Annotated in this window: 11 protein-coding genes; 7 read left to right on the forward strand and 4 right to left on the reverse strand. The window is 54.5% G+C overall.

Annotated features, from left to right (window positions below):
* Positions 1-115: 115 nt before the first annotated feature.
* Together NSU18_RS10220 and NSU18_RS10225 are read right to left on the reverse strand one after the other, a co-directional pair.
* The gene (locus tag NSU18_RS10220) at positions 116-7,315 is read right to left on the reverse strand and encodes a pullulanase (RefSeq protein ID WP_341148929.1); all 7,200 of its coding nucleotides are present in this window, start codon (positions 7,313-7,315) and stop codon (positions 116-118) included.
* Positions 7,316-7,587: 272 nt separating this feature from the next.
* Entirely contained in the window at positions 7,588-7,719 is a 132-nt protein-coding gene (locus tag NSU18_RS10225; RefSeq protein WP_341148930.1) for a hypothetical protein, read from the reverse strand.
* A 145-nt stretch (positions 7,720-7,864) separates the two neighbouring features.
* On the opposite strand from NSU18_RS10225, the gene NSU18_RS10230 reads away from it, so the two are divergent.
* The 7 genes from NSU18_RS10230 to NSU18_RS10260 all read left to right on the forward strand — a co-directional run bounded on the left by NSU18_RS10230 (position 7,865) and on the right by NSU18_RS10260 (position 16,723).
* A complete protein-coding gene (locus NSU18_RS10230; RefSeq protein ID WP_341148931.1) occupies positions 7,865-8,899 on the forward strand; it encodes a LacI family DNA-binding transcriptional regulator in 1,035 nt (344 codons plus the stop codon).
* Between the two features lie 16 nt (positions 8,900-8,915).
* On the forward strand, positions 8,916-9,107 hold the full coding sequence (locus NSU18_RS10235) for a hypothetical protein (RefSeq protein ID WP_341148932.1): 192 nt from the start codon (positions 8,916-8,918) through the stop codon (positions 9,105-9,107).
* A gap of 152 nt (positions 9,108-9,259) precedes the next feature.
* A complete protein-coding gene (gene pgmB / locus NSU18_RS10240; RefSeq protein ID WP_341148933.1) occupies positions 9,260-9,922 on the forward strand; it encodes a beta-phosphoglucomutase in 663 nt (220 codons plus the stop codon).
* 470 nt (positions 9,923-10,392) lie between these two features.
* Positions 10,393-12,711 carry a glycoside hydrolase family 65 protein gene (locus tag NSU18_RS10245; protein ID WP_341148934.1) on the forward strand — a complete coding sequence of 773 codons (2,319 nt, stop codon included), beginning with the start codon at positions 10,393-10,395 and terminating at the stop codon, positions 12,709-12,711.
* A gap of 270 nt (positions 12,712-12,981) precedes the next feature.
* Entirely contained in the window at positions 12,982-14,667 is a 1,686-nt protein-coding gene (locus NSU18_RS10250) for a glycoside hydrolase family 13 protein (protein ID WP_341148935.1), read from the forward strand.
* Between the two features lie 144 nt (positions 14,668-14,811).
* Complete coding sequence (locus NSU18_RS10255) at positions 14,812-15,672, forward strand: AraC family transcriptional regulator (RefSeq protein ID WP_341019992.1); 861 nt, start codon at positions 14,812-14,814, stop codon at positions 15,670-15,672.
* A 205-nt stretch (positions 15,673-15,877) separates the two neighbouring features.
* The gene (locus tag NSU18_RS10260; RefSeq protein ID WP_341148936.1) at positions 15,878-16,723 is read left to right on the forward strand and encodes a DegV family protein; all 846 of its coding nucleotides are present in this window, start codon (positions 15,878-15,880) and stop codon (positions 16,721-16,723) included.
* A gap of 400 nt (positions 16,724-17,123) precedes the next feature.
* On the opposite strand, the gene NSU18_RS10265 is transcribed toward NSU18_RS10260, so the two are convergent.
* Positions 17,124-17,924: a class I SAM-dependent methyltransferase gene (locus NSU18_RS10265; RefSeq protein ID WP_341019990.1), complete on the reverse strand. Its 801-nt coding sequence runs from the start codon at positions 17,922-17,924 to the stop codon at positions 17,124-17,126.
* 252 nt (positions 17,925-18,176) lie between these two features.
* On the reverse strand, positions 18,177-19,934 hold the full coding sequence (locus tag NSU18_RS10270) for a PAS domain-containing sensor histidine kinase (protein WP_341148937.1): 1,758 nt from the start codon (positions 19,932-19,934) through the stop codon (positions 18,177-18,179).
* Between the last annotated feature and the right edge of the window lie 9 nt (positions 19,935-19,943).

The raw sequence follows: 19,943 nt of genomic DNA on the forward strand, positions 1-19,943 counted from the left end.
GCCGGCAATGTTGAGTGAATTCGCTTTATACACCGGCAGTTACCGGCAACACAAACAGGGTATTCCGCAGCAGCCTTCAGGCTGGCGGAATACCCTGTTTCGTTATAAAGCCGGATTACTTGTACAGGCGGCTGAGCAGGTTATAGATCACCTGCGCGCTCTCTGCACGGGTCAGCTGTCCCTGGGGGATGAACTGCCGCTGCTCTCTGCCCTCTACAAGCTTCAAGGCTGTAGCAGCATTGACATAAGCCTTCGCCCATTCACGAATGCCGGAAGCATCTGCATACCCTGCCGGTGGCGCTGCCATTGCCAGCTTCTCTCCCTGCTTGAACTCCAGGGCACGGACAGCCATCACGGCCATCTCCTCACGGCTTATGGCCGCATCCGGTGCAAAGGAGCTGCGGCTGCGTCCATTGATGATCCCCTGACTTGCAGCTGCCTCTACATAAGTGGCGTACCACGCACCAGGATGGACATCTTCGAACGTTGTCTGTCCTTGCCCGGACTGTCCCAAGGCCCGCATCAGCAGCGCCGTAAACTCCGCACGGGTCACCGTCCGGGCCGGTTCAAAGGCCTCAGCGGTTACACCGGTAATGATTTGCTTCGCAGCCAGCGATGTAATTGCAGCAGAAGCCCAGTGAGTGCCCGGTACATCCTTAAAGACGGTATGCACCTCAAGCACCGCATACCTGCCGGATTGTGTAACTGCCGCCGTGTAGGAACCGTCCGTCTGGACTGCTCCCCCCATATACCGCAGCACACCGCCATCCTCCAGACTGAACACCCCCGTCCAATCCTTCGTTGGATGGCCTGTAAGCTTGAGTGTTAAAGTAACCGGTTGTTTGAATGAGTTAACAGGCAGGCGTGTACCGTCATGCTTGACCAGTTGCAGCTTAAGCTCGTAGATTCCTGACGCCGCACTCGCTAACCTGTTCTCCGTACTGAGCCTGCGGACCTCCTCCTGTACCGCAACCGGGCTAAGCGGACGAAGCTCCAGCAGGATTCGCGTGCTTTCAGCGTCCGCTTTCTTAACTAAGGCTTCAGCATCCGCAAGCACCGCACTCGGTACCGTAACAGACAGCCCCTCCGATTGAATAACCAGTTCGTTCTTGCCCAGTAAGCCGGCTGCCTGAAGCGGCAGCAGTACCGCTGTCTTGCCCGGCTCCATGCGCAGCTCCACTCGGCCATCCGTAGCAGAACTGAGCTGTGCCTCACTGACTTCCTGGATATCTCCCGGAACCGCCGGAGAGCTAGGCGAAGGTGTAACCAACGGAGTCCCTCCGGATTCTCCACCCGGCACTGGTGTTGCTGTCGGCACTGGCGTCGGCACCACCGCCTCAGATTTCGCCGACAGAATGACCGTACCGCCAGCATCTCTGCCCGGCAGATCAATGCTAACCTTCCCAGCCGCCGATACCGTATACTCCTTGCCGCTGTATTCATCCTTCACAGCAGACAGGGGTTCATACGGAACAGGAATTTCCGCCTTCTGTCCTTCTGCTTTGCTGTTGATGACCGTCACAATATTCGTTTTGCCATACTGCTTGTTGAAGGCTAAGTACCCGGACTCATCATTACCTGCCAGCCAGCTGCGGGTTCCTCTGGCATACACCTCAGAATAATTCGCACGGATATTCAACAGCTTCTTGTAGTGATCGTGAAGCCCCTGCTCCGCATCCAGCTGATCCCATGGCATATCGCTGCGGTTCCCGCTGAACTCGCCCTCGGCCATATTGCCCGCATTCTTGCCTGAGCGGCCCAGCTCTTCGCCGTAATAGACAACTGGCTGGCCTTTGGCTGTAATCTGCAGGGCAGCAGCAACCTTGAGCTTGCCTTCGTCTCCGTCCACGTATTCGGACAGGAAGCCGTCTTCATCATGGCTGCTCAGGAACTGCGCCATCATTCGGGTATTGCCGATTTTCGCTTCACGCTCCTGGAGATAGGCATCGACAGCGGTAATGGACCCGCCGGTGAACCGCTTCGCCTGCTCCTTGAAGCCGAAGTCCAGCAGCCCGTCCATCTGGCCGCTCTCCAGCGTTCCGCCGTCATTACCGGCGGTTCCGCCGAAGTATTCGCCCACCAGCTTGAAGCTTGGATCGATCGTGGCCAGCGCGTTTTTGAACGCTTTCCAGGTTGTATCCTCCACGTGCTTAACCGTATCTACCCGGAAATAGTCAATTGTATCTCCGCGCTCTGTCCGTGCATTGTTCAGCCAGCCGGTCTGCCAGGCGATCAGTTTCTCACGGACCGCAGGATCTTCGGTGCGGAAGTCTGGAAGCCCGCTCAGCTCGCCCCGAATGACATCCTTGTCTGCCTGTACTCCATCCGTGCGCAGCATTCCTGCGAAGCGCGCCTTATCCTCGGCCGTCACTCCAGGCTGCTCGTCGCTCTCCTTCAGCCCGTAGCCGGCATGATTGAGTACAACATCGACCATGATTTTGATGCCACGGTCATGCGCCTTGTCAATCAGCTCCTTGAAGGTGTCCATGTCGCCCAGATGCTCGTCAAGCTTCGTGAAATCCTTCGCCCAATACCCGTGGTAGGCATACTGCTTACCGCCGAAGCTTACCCCTTGGTTGAAATCGATATTATCGACAACCGGTGTAATCCAAAGAGTGTTGATCCCAAGCTCCTTCAGGTAATCGAGATTATCGATCATCCCTCTGAAATCGCCGCCGTGATACGCTTCAGGATGGGTTGTGTCCACATTCTCATTGTTATCAGGGTCGCCGTCCTTGAAGCGGTCAGTCAGCGCGAAGTAGATCCGGGCCTCATCCCAGTCAAAATCTGTCTTCGCGCCACTGTACGTTCTAGCCTTAACTTCTATCTCAGCCGTCTGCCGGTGCGCATTGCCGTACTGGTCCACCAGAACCACCGGAATATTCTTGTGTCCGGCTGTTACATTCTGCTTCACCGACACAGTCTGCTGCATCAGCCCGGTATCCAGCTTGACCTTAGCAGGTCCGCCCAGCTCTGTAAGATCGAGATAAGCATCCGTGTAGGACACTTCCTCCGCAGAGGCTGCTTTTACCGTAATCACAGCGTTCTCATTGAAGTTCACCGCAGGCGGGCTGACTTCTGCTGTAATCTGCACCTCCGGCTTGTGGTAGCGGATCACCGATTCGCCGTCCACCGTATTGTGCGGGTCTGTCAGCTCGCGGGTCACACCATCCTTGGTAACCATGAAGCTATATTTATAAGTGCCCTCCTGCAGTCCTTCCAGCCGGTAGCTGAACCACTCCTTGGCCGTATCATACGTCATCGGATACTCGGCTCCGTTCACCTTCACCTTCATTTCCGTAATGGCCGATATAGCCCCGCTGCGGAACAGCTCGTCATCCCGGTAGAGGAATGTTACAGCTTCTCCTTGCAGGAGCGGACCACGGATAGCCGGCATTACGTTAAGCTCCTGAACCATGCTGGTGACATAGACTTTGGTGAAAAGCTCGCCCGGCACCAGCTCAATATAGCGGTCCTCCGCTATATCCTGTTTATTGTCCGCCCAGTCCAGCCCCTTGATCAGCACGAAGCCTACCCGGGTGGCCTCCTTGCCCACCTCGATCAGCACGCTGGAGCTTGCGGAACCGCCTGCTGGCTCCGGCAGCTTGACCTCTCCGTCAGCGGCTCCGGTATACCAGAGCCATACGCTCCAGTCCTTGTAATCCTTGTCGGGACGAGTGTATGTGAACTGCACATACCGCTTGCCGTCCGCTGGCTTCGCTGCGACTTCAACTGTGACTTGAACAGACAAGCCGCCATACGTAATCGTTATGGTAGCCGTGCCCGCCTTCAGTCCCTGGATCAGCCCTTTGCCGGTAACCGTGACAATCTCAGGCTTATCTGATACATACTGTGCCTTGGCGGTGACTGTGCTTGAAGCTCCGTCATCGTAGGTGGCGGTAACCGCCGCCTGATGTGTGCCGCCCGCCTGTAGCGAATAGGCAGATTTGTCGGCGGCAAGCTTGGTTAACACCGCTGCCGGTGCCTCCTTGCGCAGAATCACGGAGGTCAGCGGGTCGATCGTAATCGACTCAGCGCTCAGGCGGAAGCCGCTCTGCTCCGCCGCAGCAATCGCTGCCGTACCGGCCTGGTCACTGTCGGCTACGACCTCAGCCCCGGACAGGTCCTCCGGTAAGGTCAACGTTCTTGCCTTATTGTCGCCGTTCATGAAGACATAATAGATGCCGGTTCCATCCGTAGCCTTGCTGGAGTAGCCGATGACCAGATCCTGCTGCTGCATCTCGGGAGCCTGGATCAGCTTGACATTGGCATTCACCAGCCCTATATCGCCCAGCCGGAAGGCATTGGTTGATTTCCTGAGCTGGATCAGACCGGCCGTATAGGCTCTGGTCTCATTCTGTACCGGATGCTTCAACGCATCCGTTGCTGCTGCCCAGTCGAACTTATTCACGCTATCAGACGAATCGTAGGAATCGTGGATGAAATAACTGACCGATTGGTCCCCGACATCCCGCACCTCGGTATATTTCTGCTCGGGAACGCCTGCCGCCATCCACTGCTTTGTGCGCCCGTATTCCTGTCCGGCATGGAGAAAAGCTGTGCCCTGTGAAGTCAGCAGCAGCAGATTGCCAAGCCTGATCCGCTTCTGAATCTCCAGCTCATTCTCCGCAAGCTGCGGATTCTTGCGGAGCGTTAAGGCAATCACATCGTGAAGTGTTAGATTGTCATGCGCCTCGATATAAGGCACCATATCGCCCGGATCATCCGCCGGAACATTGGAGGGCTGGGCCTTGATATTGTTCAGGATCGTATTCAGATCACGTGCTCCGCCGGTAATGAAGCGCGGCTCTCCCTCCGAGCCGAAGCCCGATTTCAGCTCATTGCGGAATTCATCGGAGAACACGCCGACGCTGTCCGTTTTGTCCATCCATTTCTGGTCGGCACCTTGTCCCTTGAGCTCAGGCTCACCAGCATCTCCCCCGAAGGTAATCCAGCCTTCGCCGATGAACAGCGCCTTCGGATTGATGGCCTCCGCAGCATCATAAGCCGCCTGAACTGCGTCTGCTGTCGCGTCTCCCATCATGTCCCAGCGCATCCCGTCGATTTTATACTCCTCGAACCAGTATTTTACCGAATCCACCATCAGCTTCTCGGCCATCTTGTGGCTGGTTGCCAGGTTGTTGCCGAAGCCGCCGATGAAGTTGCCGTGCGCATCCTGGAAGGCATAATATCCGGGCACAATATCGTTCAGCAATTCCTTCTTGGCCATATGGGTGTATACCACATCAAGAATAACGCCCATTCCGGCCTCATGTACCGCATCAATCAGGCCTTTCAGCTCTCTAATCCGCGCTTCGGGGTCAGCCGGACGCTGGGAATACGCTCCATCCGGGGAGAAATAGCTGTGCGGATCATACCCCCAGTTGTATTCATTGCCCTGGGCCGAGTAATCCAGCTCCCGCTCATTCATCTGCGTCTCATCCCCGTAATACCAGGCCATGACCGGCAGCAGCTGAATATGGGTCACCCCAAGGGACTTGATATAATCCAGCTTTTTGGCAAAAGCTGCATAAGTGCCCCAACGCTCCCCGCCCAGACTGGACTGAATCGCTGGGTCGGAGGTGAAGTCCCGGATATGCGCCTCATAGATTACCGCATCCTCGCGCTCCTCATAGCCAGGAATATCAGCCGCCTGGAAATCTGGCGGATTCGTTGTGCTGAGATCAACAATGGCCGCCTTGCCGACCGTATCGCCGCCAGCGCCTGCTTCCCCTGCCGTATTCACGGTGAACACAGCCATCGACTTGGCATAAGGATCAAGCACCTGCCGGGTGACCGAATCATTGGTGACCTCATACTGGTAGTAGAAGCCTCTCACATCCCCGGCACCCGGTGCACCTGCGAGATCAGCGGCTCTCAGCCGGGCCGACCAGACACCTTTTTCACCAGGGGTTAGCTCCACACGCCCAACCGTGCGGTCAGCATCGGCTGCATCATACACCACAGCAGTCACAGAGCTTGCCTTCGGCGCCCACAGCTTCAGCGTTGCCGAATGATCGTCCTGATGGTACGCGGCTCCCAGATCATCCCCGGTGTAATTGTACATCTCATCGAGCATTCTCCAGCCGGTGGAAGCGGATACCGTTGTCCCGGCGTAAGTTACACTGAGCGGCGTCTTCTTCAGGTCAAAAGCACCGGTAGCCACCTCCAGGGTGCCTTCGCCCGTAATCGTCACTGCAGTGACCGGAATGGCCGTCCCTTCCGCGTCCTTTACGGAAATGGCACTCTTCAGCGCAGCAGGGTCCAGCCCGTCCGTCATGGTGAAGCCCAGCACCAGCTTGCCGGCAGACAGCACCTCCGCAGACAACAGGCCGACCGGCGTCTCGCCGAACGGCGAGGTGTAGACGTTCGGATCATTCTCCTTCACCCATAGCTGATTGTAGCGGTCCAGAAAAGCAAAGCTTTTGTTCTCATTGCCCGCCGGACCATCCTTGTCACCGCTGGCAGGCTTCATGACGATGAAGCTGATCGTCTTCGCGTTCTCGTTAAGCGGGATGTCAACGTATGCGCCATAGGAATCCTTATGCTCCGGCGCGAACGGAGTTGCGCCCTTCGGCCACCCTTCGGACGGCGAGGCGACATCATCCCACAGCCACAGGCCGTACTGGCTCTGATTATTATCCGCACGTGAATAATGAATCCGCACCGTATTCTCAGGGAGGGATACCGGCTCGTAAGGTGTCGTCAGATTGGAGCCTTCCTTGATCCAGACCTCATTGGTCTGCGGAGTACCGATCAGGAACGTCTTGTCCCCGTTCTCCATCTCCTTAACTCCGTTCACCCGGTTGACGACAAGGAAGGAGACTGATTTCGCCCCATCCTTGACTGGCAGATCGACATATGCGCCATAGGCATCGGTCTGTCTTGCCGGGAAGGGAACCGCACCCTTCGGCCAGTCCGTAGACGGGGAAGCCACATCGCCCCAGGTCCACAAGCCCAGATCGGCATAATTGCCGTCCGCACGCTGGTAATGAACCCGCAGATGTCCCGCTGGAACCGGCTGCAGCTCACCCGCACCTTCAGGAGCCGTATACAGAGCGGTGCCATTATGGTCCGCTGCGTTTATGTACAAGCCCTCTGCCTTATAAGCCATCTCCGTTACCGTTGAGGTTTCGTTCCAGTCCTTCGTCTCCGCCGGGTCCGGCCCGGCGGACTTCGTCTGCAAATCACCTGCATGCTCCGCTTTCACCACTGCAGCGCTTACTCTGGCCGGACCGATACCTAGGCTAGAGCTGATCAAAGCTAGAACCATCAGGACGGTAAATATTCTCTTAACCCGCACAGTAAATCTCATATCCGTTACCCCCCCATTAGTGTTAATGATGTTTAGCCCATATGACGGATAACAACCCGCTCCTTACGGGCATTTGCTGTAGATGCGACCCGTTAATACGTAATTGCCTGCCCCCTTTCGATTATCAAAATACGAAGCCCACCATCAACAAGGACATACTCTGCGCAAACGTTTGCAAAAATGTCATCGAAGAACTTTTTTTCTGGACTCACATGGTTATAGCTTCGGAATCCTGCATGAAATCAACTTTTGTAAACGCTTGCTACAATTCGTTAAAATACTAAATCATCAGAAAAGTAACTGTCAACAACTATTTTAAGAAGACTGTGAAGCTCACCTTCTGCTTGATTTGCACACCATTGCTTTAAAAATTGCACAAATTTGCGCATATCCTTATGCAACATCAAGAATTGCAGTACCTTCTGCTTCACAGGTAAGAGACCCGCTATTCGCCGGAATTATGCCTTGTTCAGGGTTTCTCTATTTACAATCATCCCCACTTCGATTAATATTACTGTGTAAAGCAAACGGTTCCATTAGGAGGTTTCTATGACAGTTACCATTAAGGACGTTGCCAAGAAAGCGGGGGTCTCTCCCTCCACGGTGTCCCGGGTGTTGTCAGGCCATCCCAGAATCAGCTTGGAAACTTCCCGTAAGGTCAAAGTGATTATGGAAGAAATGGGCTACACCCCGAACATGATGGCCAAGAGTCTGGTTTCCAAAACAACGAACAGCATCTGCATCATTCTTCCGAAGCCTGCAGAGGAGCTGTTCTCTAACCTGTTTTTTATGGAACTGATCCGTGGGATCGTTACCCAGTCCAGCCGCTCCGGCTACGATGTGCTGATCAGCTCGGGTGCCAACGAGAAGGAGGAGCTGGAAGCGGTCTCCCGCCTGCTCAAGGGACGCCGCGTAGACGGTGTGATTCTGCTGTACTCCCGCAAGGATGATGCGGTCATTGATTTCTTGCAGGCGGGCGACTATCCGTTTGTCCTGGTGGGACGAAGCGACCGTTACGAGGATATCCTCTCGGTGGATAATGATAATGTCATGGCGGCCTTCGATGCGACGAATCATCTCATTGCGATGGGACATGAGCGCATCGGCTTCGTCAGCGGACCGCCGAATCTGATCGTATCGCGCGACCGTCTGGAGGGCTACCGCAAAGCGATGCAGAGCAAGGGCCTGGAGATGCGCGAGGAATGGATTGTCGAAGGTGAATTCCTGCAGGACAGCGGCTATAGGGCGATGTCCTTCTTCATGAATCTTCCGAACCGCCCGACCGCGCTTGTTGCGGTGGATGATATGGTCTCTTTCGGCGTATTGCGCGGGTTGAATGAGCTGAAGTACAAGGTGCCCGAGGATCTGGCGATTGTCAGCTTCAACAACATCCCGCTCTCGGAATTGTCCAGTCCGCCGATCAGCAGCATTGATATCGGGATCTATCATCTGGGCTACACGGCATCACAGGTGCTGATCCAGAGTATTCAGAAGCCGGAGAACCAGGACGGATATACGAACCGTTTTGTCATTCCCCACCGCCTGATTGTCCGCGAATCCTCGATGTATTCCCAGGGGAAATAAGACAGGAACAAGAAAGATGAATGAAGCTTATGGTGCTTCATTTATTTTTTCGCAATTTGTTCAAACGTTTGCGCTAATGATTAGAATGTTCGAAAAACTGCTGATCCGCAGACAAATGTTGCACTTTTTGCAGGACTTCCCTAAGCAGGGCATGATCTGCAGACAAATGTTGCACATAGTGCAGGATTCTCGCCTGTTTGGCGCGTAACGCTCACCGATTGTTGTACTTTGTGCAGGATTTCCTCGACATGGGCACAATTCGGCAGTGAAAGTTGCATAAGTTGCAGGAATTCCGCCCATTTGGGGCGATGTCCATATACACATATATTGATTCACTAATACTTCGTAGGAGGAACAACCATGTCTGATATCAAAGCCTGCCTGTTCGATCTGGACGGCGTTCTCGTGGACACTGCCCGGTACCACTATATTGCCTGGAGGGAGCTGGCCGCAGAGCTTGGATTTGTCTTCACTGAGCAGAATAACGAGCGGCTCAAGGGGGTCAGCCGGGCCGCCTCGCTCAACATCCTGCTGGAGATCGGCGGCATCACGCTTGGCGAAGACGAGAAAGCACGGCTTGCAGAGCAGAAGAATAACCGTTATGTCGAGTACATCGCCAAGATGGACAGCTCGGAGATTCTCCCCGGCGCTCTGGACTTCCTGAAGGAATGCCGGACAGGCGGCATCAAGGTAGCCCTAGGCTCAGCCAGTAAGAATGCAATGACCATCTTGAACAATACCGGCCTGACCCCATACTTCGATGCCATCATTGACGGCACGCATACAAGCGCGGCCAAGCCGGACCCGGAGGTCTTCCTGCTGGGCGCGAAGGCTCTGAACACCGCTCCCGCACACTGTGTAGTCTTCGAGGATGCCGCAGCCGGCATCCTGGCCGCTTCCCGCGCCGGTATGCGCAGCGTAGGCATCGGTTCCCCCGAGACGCTAGGCGAAGCAACACTCGTCGTCCCTTCCCTGCAGCAGCTCACAGTTGCCACGCTGAAGGAATCTTTTGCCACTGTATGACGAATAGTAACAGAGGCTGAGCCTAGCCGTGAGCCTTTCCGCTCAAGCGGCATCTCTAGCCCGCCGGATAGCCTAACTGTACTTTGTACAACTAATTTGCTAATTTAGCCCCCGGTTATCCGCTTAGTTGTACTTTGTACAATTATGTTATCACCTTAAGGCTGATATGACCTTTTACGGCAGATTTAGTTGTACAGACTACAGTTATACGACTCCAGTCCCTCTAATCGCACCTTTTAAATGCACAGAATACAACTAACTTTAAGTCTAAGCCCCTGAGCTTCGCTCCGGGTGCGGAAAGCGTACATTACTCCATGCACTCGTTAGTTGAGATCATCCGTTCAATAAAGGCATCTGAGGACAACAGCGATCATAACATCCTTTCGCATTCGGAGCGGCCTGCACGGACCGGCGAGACTAAGACACACGGTTCATTTTCTATCCCCATCCCCCTTAAAGGAGCCAAAATCATGAAACAATACTTAACAATCAACGAATGGTCCATTATCGAAGAGTCCTTTGATCCGCAGACCCAGGAAATATCCGAAAGCGTATTTAGTATCGGGAACGGATACATGGGCGGCAGAGCCAACTTCGAGGAGCAGTATAGCGGACCCAGTCTGCAAGGCAGCTACATGGCTGGCGTCTACTACCCAGACAAAACACGGGTCGGCTGGTGGAAGAACGGGTACCCGGAGTATTTTGCCAAAGTGCTGAACAGCACTAACTGGATCGGCATCAACATCGAGCTGGACGGGACGCCGCTGGATCTGGCCGAATGCACAGTCAGCGAATTCCGCCGGGTACTCAATATGAAGGAAGGCACGCTCTCCCGCAGCTTCACCGCAACCACCCAGGACGGCAAAGAAGTCAAGGTAGAGAGCATCCGGATTGTCAGCATGGTCCGCCATGAGATCGGGGCGATCCGCTATTCCATCAGCCCGCTGAACTTCTCCGGCGAAATCACCGTAACCCCATACCTGGACGGCGATATCAAGAACAAGGATGCCAACTATGACGAGAAATTCTGGAACGAGGTGGAGAAGAAGGCCGGACCAGAAGGCGGGCATTTGACCCTAAAGACCAAAAAGCTCGATTTCCACGTCACCTCCGCCTTCGCCTTCGATATTCTGCTGAATGGGGAGCCGGTTGCTGCCGAAGCTGAAGTGCTGGAGCAAGACAAATATGTGGGCAGTACAGCGAACGTTCAAGTACAATCCGGTGACCAACTGGTTATTTATAAGTATGCTGCGAATGTTACCTCCCGCAATTACGGACTGGGACAGCTCACGGATGCCGCATCGGCTGCACTTCAGAGTGCGCGGGAGGCGGGGTTTGTGGCACTACTCACGGAACAGGCTGCGGCTTGGGGCGACAAGTGGAAGGAAAGCGACATTATTATTGAAGGTGATGTGTCGGCGCAGCAGGCGATCCGGTTCAATATTTTCCAGCTGAATCAGACCTATACGGGCGAGGACGACCGGCTCAACATCGGACCGAAGGGCTTCACCGGGGAAAAATACGGCGGCAGCACCTACTGGGATACGGAAGCTTATTGTGTGCCGTTCTATCTCAGTACCGCCGACTCCTCGATTGCCCGCAATCTGCTGATTTACCGCTACAAGCATCTGGAGAAGGCCAAGGAGAACGCCCGCAAGCTCGGCTACCGCAAAGGCGCGCTCTACCCGATGGTCACGATGAACGGTGAGGAGTGCCACAACGAGTGGGAGATTACGTTCGAGGAGATTCACCGCAACGGCGCGATTGCTTATGCCATCTATAACTATGTGAATTATACCGGCGACAAGGCTTATCTGGGCCAATACGGCCTGGAGGTGCTGGTCGAGATTGCGCGCTTCTGGGAGGAGCGTGTGAATTATGTGGCGCATAAGGACAAATACGTCATGCTGGGCGTCACCGGCCCGAATGAATACGAGAATAACGTCAATAACAACTGGTACACGAACCGGATGGCCGCCTGGACGATGGAATACACATTGGAGGCACTTGCCTATTTGCAGGAGAATGAGGGTACGCGTTACGCCGAACTGGCTGATAAGCTGGAGCTGCTGGAGAGCGAAACGGCCAAGTGGAATGAGATTATCGCCAAAATGTACTATCCGGCTGACGAGGAACGCGGCATCTTCCTCCAGCAGGACGGCTTCCTCGACAAGGAGATCATCCAGGTCAAGGATGTGCTGCCGGAGAACCTGCCGCTGAACCAGAAATGGTCATGGGACCGGATTCTGCGCTCTTGCTTCATCAAGCAGGCGGATGTGCTTCAGGGACTCTACTTCCTCGGCGACCGATATGATCTGGAGACCAAGAAGCGTAACTTCGACTTCTACGAGCCGATTACCGTGCATGAGTCCTCCCTCTCCCCTTGCATCCATGCCATTCTGGCCTGTGAGCTGGGCTACAAGGAGAAGGCATATGAGATGTACCTGCGGACCTCGCGGCTGGATCTCGACAATTACAATAACGATACGGAGGATGGCTGCCATACCACCAGCATGGCGGGCACGTGGATGTCGGTTGTCCATGGCTTCGGCGGACTTCGTGTGCTGAATGACCGGCTCGTGCTGAACCCGTCTAACCCGGGACACTGGACCTCTTATTCGTTCAAAATCATGTTCCGCGGCTCACGGCTAAAAGTGACCGTGACCGATGCACTGGTTACCGTCAGCAACGAAACCGAGGTTCCAGCCTCGCTCACCATTCACGGCAAGGAGTATACGGTGAACGGACTGGGCAGCGTCAGTGCCGGGGGCGCTTCCGTCACGGTGTAATTGTATCAGCCCCGAAGATATTAGCTTCTTCGGGGCTTTTTTGAAATTTGTTATTGAAAATTAATTCAGCAGGAAAGGCGGAAAGGAAATTTGGAAGTGTAGGAGCGATAGCGTCCGCCTTTGTCACCGGATTTCTACCGCGAATAGCGGTTAAATCAGGAAATCTGGGGACAACAGCGGCCGGAACTCCAAATCTTCCTTGGAGCCAACACTGCCGCTGATACCATTTTGTAACTAAATTTTAAATACCACTAGAAGGAGCGTCCCCCAATGAAAAGAGCCTTTTGGAAAGAAGCCGTAGTCTACCAGATCTACCCGCGCAGCTTCCAGGACAGCAATGGAGACGGCATCGGCGATCTGCAGGGTATCATCTCCCGGCTGGATTATCTGCAGAAGCTGGGCGTTACTGTCGTCTGGCTGTCGCCGGTCTACAAATCGCCGAATGACGACAATGGTTACGATATTAGCGATTACGAGGATATTATGGATGAGTTCGGTACGCTGCGGGACTGGGAGGAGCTGCTCGCCGGACTGCATGAACGCGGCATGAAGCTGATGATGGATCTTGTCATCAACCATTCCTCGGACGAGCACGCCTGGTTCGCGGAATCCCGCTCTTCGAAGGATAATCCCTACCGGGATTATTACATCTGGCGTCCCGGCGGACCGGACGGCGCGTTGCCGAACAACTGGAGCTCCATCTTCAGCGGACCCGCCTGGGAGCGGGATGAGGCGACCGGCGAATATTATCTCCACCTTTTCTCGCGCAAGCAGCCGGATCTGAACTGGGAGAATCCGCGGCTGCGTGAGGCGCTTTACAAAATGATTGCCTTCTGGCTCGACAAGGGTGTCGACGGGCTACGGATGGATGTCATTAACCTGATCTCCAAGGTGGAGGGTCTGCCTTCGGTGCAGCATGAGGATCTGGCCCCGGGCGAGCTGGCGGGCGGCGGAGAGTACTACATGAACGGCCCCCGGGTCCATGAATATCTGCAGGAGATGAACCGTGAGGTCCTCTCCAAATATGAGGTAATGACCGTTGGCGAGACCCCGGGAGCCACTGTCGAGGACGCCATTCTCTACACGGACGAAGACCGTCATGAGCTGCAGATGGTATTCCAGTTCGAGCATATGGACGTCGATTCCGGCCCGGGCGGCAAATGGAATGTCGTGCCGTGGACGCTGAAGGGTCTGCGCGATATTTTGCATAAATGGCAGGTGGGGCTTGCAGACAAGGGCTGGAACAGCCTCTATCTCAACAACCATGATCAGCCGCGGATGGTCTCCCGGTTCGGAGATGACGGCAAATACCGGGTCCAATCGGCCAAAATGCTGGCCACCCTGCTGCACACGCTCAAAGGCACGCCTTACATCTATCAGGGCGAGGAAATCGGCATGACCAATGTGAAGTTCCCCGTGCTTGAAGACTATAAGGATATCGAGATTCTCAATATGTACCGGGAAAAGGTGACCGAAGGCGGCGCAGACCATGACACCATTCTCCAGGCGATTCATACCAAAGGCCGCGATAATGCCCGCACGCCGATGCAGTGGGACGCTTCAGCCAATGCCGGATTCACCGCCGGAACTCCGTGGCTGAAGCTCAATCCGCGCTATACGGAGATCAATGTGGAGCAGGCGCTGGCTGATGCGGACTCGGTATTTTACTATTATCAGCAGTTGATTCGGCTGCGCAAGCAGCATCTGATTATGGTCTATGGCGATTATGAGCTGCTGCTGCCGGAGCATGAATATATCTATGCCTATACCCGCACCCTGGAAGGTGAAAAGTGGCTGATTCTGCTTAACTTCAGTGATACCCCGCAGACTATCGGACTAACTGAGGAGCTGAATGCCGTCACCGCAACGATCATCGGCAATTATGCAGAGGAGCCCGCAGTCATGGACCGCAGCACCCTCCGCCCTTACGAGGCCAGAGTCTGCCGGATCGGTTAGCATTACGAATACTGACAAACTCCTTCAAATATGACATCATAGGTGGATAGAACGCCGGACGAAGCCTGTCACTAATGAGCAGAGAATAACAGGAACATACGTGCGGTAGTATGATAGGATGATTTCAGAAGGAGATGGGGAGCTTTGGAATGGCTGATCCGAATGAAGAACGCACTGGACTATATGGAGCTCAAAATGACTGAAACGCTGCGTATCGAGGATGTGGCTGAGGTAGCTTATGTCTCACCGTTCCACTTCCAGCGCATGTTCAGTATGCTGACCGGCTTCACCGTGGCCGACTATATCCGCAAGCGCAGATTGACGCTGGCCGCCCAGGAGCTGGCCGTATCCAAGGTTCGTGTGCTGGATGTGGCACTGAAATACGGATATGAATCGCCGGAGTCCTTCGCCAAGGCGTTCCGCAAGGCGCATGGGATTACTCCTTCGGAAGCGCGTAAACCGGGCGTCCAGCTCAAAGCCTTCCCCCGCATCTCGTTCCACCTATCATTGAAGGGAGATCAGGACATGGACTATAAAATCGTGGATAAACCAGCTTTTACCGTTATCGGCAAATCAATGGAGGTCACTACCCGTGAGGGGGAGAATTTCCGCAGAATCCCGCAGTTCTGGGACGAATGCAATGAGGACGGCACTTCCGACAAGCTGATTGAGCTTAGTTCCTCCCGCGAGTGGCTTGGCATCTGTATGAACATGGATATGGAGAAGGAAATGCTTACTTACTGGATCGGAGTGGAAGGAACGCCGGAGACGGATGCACAGGGGTATGAGACAGCTGTTGTTCCGGCCGCCAGCTGGGCGGTCTTCCGGTCCGAGGGTGCTTTGCCGCATGCGATCCAAGGGGTTTGGCAGCGGATCTACCAGGAATGGTTCCCGGGAACCGGCTACGAGCATACCGGCGGGCCTGAGATTGAGGTATACCCGCCCGGCGATACGAACTCTGAGGATTTTGTGTGTGAAGTATGGATTCCGGTGATGAAGAAATAAGCACTGCAAGGCTGAATGTGGTATCCGGGAACGGCTTCGCTGTCTAACATGGACGGTGAGGCCGTTTTGGCATGGGCGGGGGTGCTGTGTGGCTGGCAGGTTACATTTTTTTGTTTTGAGATTCTTCCCAAGCTTGGTATAATAAATAGATTATAGTTTTCTTAATCTAGTGTATTCTCATCCGAGATCGGTGAAGGAGATATTCATGTCTATCGTAAAAATCTTTTCAGACAGCACTTCCGATTTGCCGCAAGGCTGGAAGGACACGTATGATATCGGCATTGTTCCGTTATATGTCGTCTTTGAGGATGGCACATTCAAGGATGGGGTAGAGATTACCCCTGAGGAAGTGTACCGCAGGGTGGCCGCAAGAGGCGCTCTGCCCAAGACAGCCGCCCCTTCCCCCGGTGACTTCATCACTGCTTTTCAGCCGGTGATCGACAGCGGCCATGATATCGTATACATCAGTCTGTCGTCTGCTCTATCCTCTACATATCAGAATGCACTGCTGGCAGCGGGTGAATTCCCGGAGGGCCGGGTGCATGTCGTCGATTCTGAGACCTTATGCGGCGGAATCGCGCTGCTGGTCATGAAGGCTGCCCGTGCCGCAGCCACGGGCGAGAGCGCTGCCAACATCGCAGCGATGATTACCGAAGCCCGCAGCCGGGTGGAATCGGAATTCGTGGTCGACACGCTGGACTACTTATACATGGGCGGACGCTGCTCAGGGATGCAGAACTTCATCGGCAGCCTGCTGAAGATCCGTCCGGTTCTGCGGCTGGTGGACGGAGCCATTGTTCCTGTTGCCCGCATCCGCGGCAAGAAGGAGAAAGCGGTGGAGCAGATGCTCCAGCATGCGCTTGTGAATGCCGCCGATATGGACAAGGAGCTGCTCATTATTGCCCATACGCTGGCAGAAGAGGATGCCAAGATGCTGGAGACTGCGCTGCGCGCGCAGACCGGTGTTGCGGAAATCGCCGTCATTCATGCCGGCTGTGTCATCGGGAGCCACTGTGGACCTGCTACGGTGGGTCTGATGTATATGCGCTAAAGCTGTACGCTCACAGATCGCATGTGGCCCCACTTGCCTCACGATTGCGCAATGTAATCGGTTTTTCGATTACATTTAGTCCACTTGCCTCACGATTGCGCAATGTAATCGGTTTTTCGATTACATTTGGCTCACTTGCCTCGCGATCTCACAATGTAATCGGTTTTTCGATTACATTTGGCTCACTTGCCTCACAATTGCGCAATGTAATCGGTTTTTCGATTACATTTGGCTCACTTGCCTCACAATTGCGCAATGTAATCGGTTTTTCGATTACATTTGGCTCACTTGCCTCACGATCTCACAATGTGATCGGTTTTTCGATTACATTTGGCTCATGTGCCACGGTGACAGCAGCAGGTCCCCAAATGGAGACCTGCTGTTTTTTTGCTGGATACTATTAAGTTGTCCTATCAAGATATAACGTTCTCACCGGCCCCTCGGCCGCATCAGCAACCAGCGTGTAAAATTCGGGGAATCTCGGATCTTCGGCGCTTGGGATTTCTTCGAAGGCGCGGATCGATAACCCTTGGGAAGCTATGGAGGTTAAGATATCCCCCAGCGTCCAGCTACGTGTCACCACCTGTGGCAGCCCGGCACGTTCCTCTTCAGGAAGCAGCTTCGCAAAAGCAACCTCCCCTGTTCTAAGCGTATCGTCAAAATAATTGCCTGTGGGATGCTGAAGCGTCTTAGTATTCAGCCATGCCCTGGCGAACGGATGGAAATCGGTCAGCAGAAGCCGGCCTCCTGGCTTCAGTCTTCTGCGGACCAAGGCAAACACCGCATTTAAATCAGTGAAAAAATGCAAAATCCCAAACTCCATCAGCACTACATCGAACGTTCCTAAGGCTTCTTCTTCGGGGATATTCATGGCGTCTGCACAGATGTAATTCAGCTTCACCCCTGCCGACTCCGCTACTTCACAGGCGTATATACGGTTCTCTTCCGAAATGTCTACAACCGTGGCTTCAGCTCCCAGAAGAGCGAAGCAAATAGCCTTCCTGCCGTGAGAGCCAAGCAGATTCAACACCTTCAAGCCTGACGGATCGCCCGTGTACTTAAGCCAATACCGCAGCGTATGTACGGGGTCCTGCTGCAGCTGCACTGCAAGCTCCTCAGGTGAACCATGGTACTGAGTCCAAGCCTGATAGGCTTTTGTCTCCCAAGCCGCCTTATTCGTACGTGACATCTGCTCTTGCATGTTACTCCCCCTTGTAAGAAGAATTTGGAAATGGCACTTTCTGATTTTACTATAATCTGTTTATAATGCAACAAGCAGAAATCCAATGCTTTGCGCTACCCATGTCTCAGAGTGGATACAACGAACAGAAATAACCCGCTCCCACTGTATCTTGGAGAACGGGTTGTCTGGCTTGATCGTTGAGAATACAGTTGCTTGACTGGATATATGTGAACACAAGAATAGAAGTGAGCGTCAGCCCCCGGCTAAGCCTCAGGAGGGTATCTCAGGCTCCGGCTCTTCCTTCATAAAAGGCAGCATAAACCGGAAGATCGATCCCCGCTCCTCCTCGCTCTCCACGAAAATCGTTCCGCCCATCAGCTCCACGAGCTGCTTGCAGATAGCAAGCCCCAGTCCGGTTCCGCCGTATTTGCGGTTAATGGACGGATGCAGCTGGGAGAAGGACTGGAAGAGCAGATTCAGCTTGCTGTCGGCAATGCCTACTCCGGTATCGCGGACCGAGAACTCCAGCAGATATTCCGGTGAGGCGGGCAGCGGGATGTTCTTGACTGACAAGGTGACACTGCCCCGATCGGTGAATTTCAGCGCGTTGCCAACCAGATTGACGATAATCTGGCGCAGCCGGCTCGGATCGGTCATGACAATGTCCGGCACAGTGGTATCTGCCCACCAGCGCAGGGAGAGCTTCTTCTCCTCTGCCTTGGGAGTGAACAGATCAATGATGCCCTCCAGCATCTCCCGCAGATCGAAGCGTTCGGATTGCAGCGGCATCTTGCCGGCCTCCATTTTGCTGAAATCGAGGATGTCATTGAGGATCTGCAGCAGACTGTAGCTGCTGCTGCGCAGAATCTCGGCGTAGCTGCGCTGTTCCTCCCCAAGCTCGGTCTCCAGCAGCAGGTCGGCCATGCCGATCATTCCGTTCATCGGCGTGCGGATCTCATGACTCATCATCGCCAGGAAATCCGACTTGGCCTGTGCAGCCCGCTCTGCCGATTCCTTGGCGCGGAGAATTTCCCGCTCGTTCGTAATATCGCTGAAGGAAATAACCACACCGCAAATCATCCCCCGGTCCAGCAGCGGAGCGATCCGGTAATTCACGAAGAAGCTGGTTCCATCCTTGCGCCAGAAGACTTCATCCGCCATGCTGCGGGTAACTCCGTCTTGCAGGGTACGCATAATGGGGCACTCCAGCAGAGAATGGCGGGGCGCGCCTCCATGCAGGGAATGGATCATCTCCATCATCGGCAGCCCGGTCAACTCTGACGGCTTGTAGCCCAGCATCTCTGCCCCTTCACGGTTAATGAAGATGGTCCTGCCCAGGTTGTCCAGGCCGAAAATTCCGGCAGAGACAGAGTTCAGAATGAGACTGAGCCGTTTGTCCTCAGCCATCTCGAAGATGAATTCAGCCTGCGGCTGCTCATCGTCATCCTTCGTGGCAGCCATTTCATCTGCATACACAAAATCCCCGTCTCCTGCCTGCACAGTCTGCTCAGCGCCTGCCGCAAGTCTGCTGCTCATGCTCACCCAGCTACACAGCAGACTCGAAAGAGGCCGGTTCCCGGGATCATGGAGGATAGCGAATACACCGGCAATGCCTTCGTCTGTGTGAAGCGGCACATAGCTTACCGTAATAACTGCACGCTCGGCACCTCCCATACCAGTACTTCCAGCACTAGCACTTCCCGCACTTCCAGCACCAGCACTTACCACACTTCCAGTACCGCCGGCCCCTCTGCCCGTCCCTTCGTTTCCTTCCGCGACTTCCACAGCCAGCTCGAAGCTCGATGTAATCCCGGCCAGAGCAGATGCGAAATGAGCCTCTCCGGGCGGATGCATCCGGCATTCGTTCAGTCTGTCTGCCTCCTCGGCACTTAACATCCGGTTGCTGTCCCTGTACCGCCCCTGCCTGTCCAGCACAATGATGAAGTCTGGATGATGATCGAACAACGCTCTATACGTACTTTCGCCTGACAGTGCGTTGTCCAGAATAGAAGCCCAGTCTTTAAGCATAGCCCACCT

The sequence above is a fragment of the Paenibacillus sp. FSL H8-0048 genome (assembly GCF_038002825.1).
Taxonomy (GTDB): Bacteria; Bacillota; Bacilli; order Paenibacillales; family Paenibacillaceae; genus Paenibacillus_AQ.

What these genes read in the sequence shown, in the direction of transcription:
- NSU18_RS10265 (WP_341019990.1), bottom strand. Translation starts at nt 17,924, where the DNA reads ATGCAAGAGCAGATGTCACGTACGAATAAGGCGGCTTGGGAGACAAAA.
- NSU18_RS10250 (WP_341148935.1), top strand. Translation starts at nt 12,982, where the DNA reads ATGAAAAGAGCCTTTTGGAAAGAAGCCGTAGTCTACCAGATCTACCCG.
- NSU18_RS10260 (WP_341148936.1), top strand. Translation starts at nt 15,878, where the DNA reads ATGTCTATCGTAAAAATCTTTTCAGACAGCACTTCCGATTTGCCGCAA.
- NSU18_RS10270 (WP_341148937.1), bottom strand. Translation starts at nt 19,934, where the DNA reads ATGCTTAAAGACTGGGCTTCTATTCTGGACAACGCACTGTCAGGCGAA.
- NSU18_RS10235 (WP_341148932.1), top strand. Translation starts at nt 8,916, where the DNA reads ATGAATGAAGCTTATGGTGCTTCATTTATTTTTTCGCAATTTGTTCAA.
- pgmB (WP_341148933.1), top strand. Translation starts at nt 9,260, where the DNA reads ATGTCTGATATCAAAGCCTGCCTGTTCGATCTGGACGGCGTTCTCGTG.
- NSU18_RS10220 (WP_341148929.1), bottom strand. Translation starts at nt 7,315, where the DNA reads ATGAGATTTACTGTGCGGGTTAAGAGAATATTTACCGTCCTGATGGTT.
- NSU18_RS10245 (WP_341148934.1), top strand. Translation starts at nt 10,393, where the DNA reads ATGAAACAATACTTAACAATCAACGAATGGTCCATTATCGAAGAGTCC.
- NSU18_RS10230 (WP_341148931.1), top strand. Translation starts at nt 7,865, where the DNA reads ATGACAGTTACCATTAAGGACGTTGCCAAGAAAGCGGGGGTCTCTCCC.
- NSU18_RS10225 (WP_341148930.1), bottom strand. Translation starts at nt 7,719, where the DNA reads ATGTTGCATAAGGATATGCGCAAATTTGTGCAATTTTTAAAGCAATGG.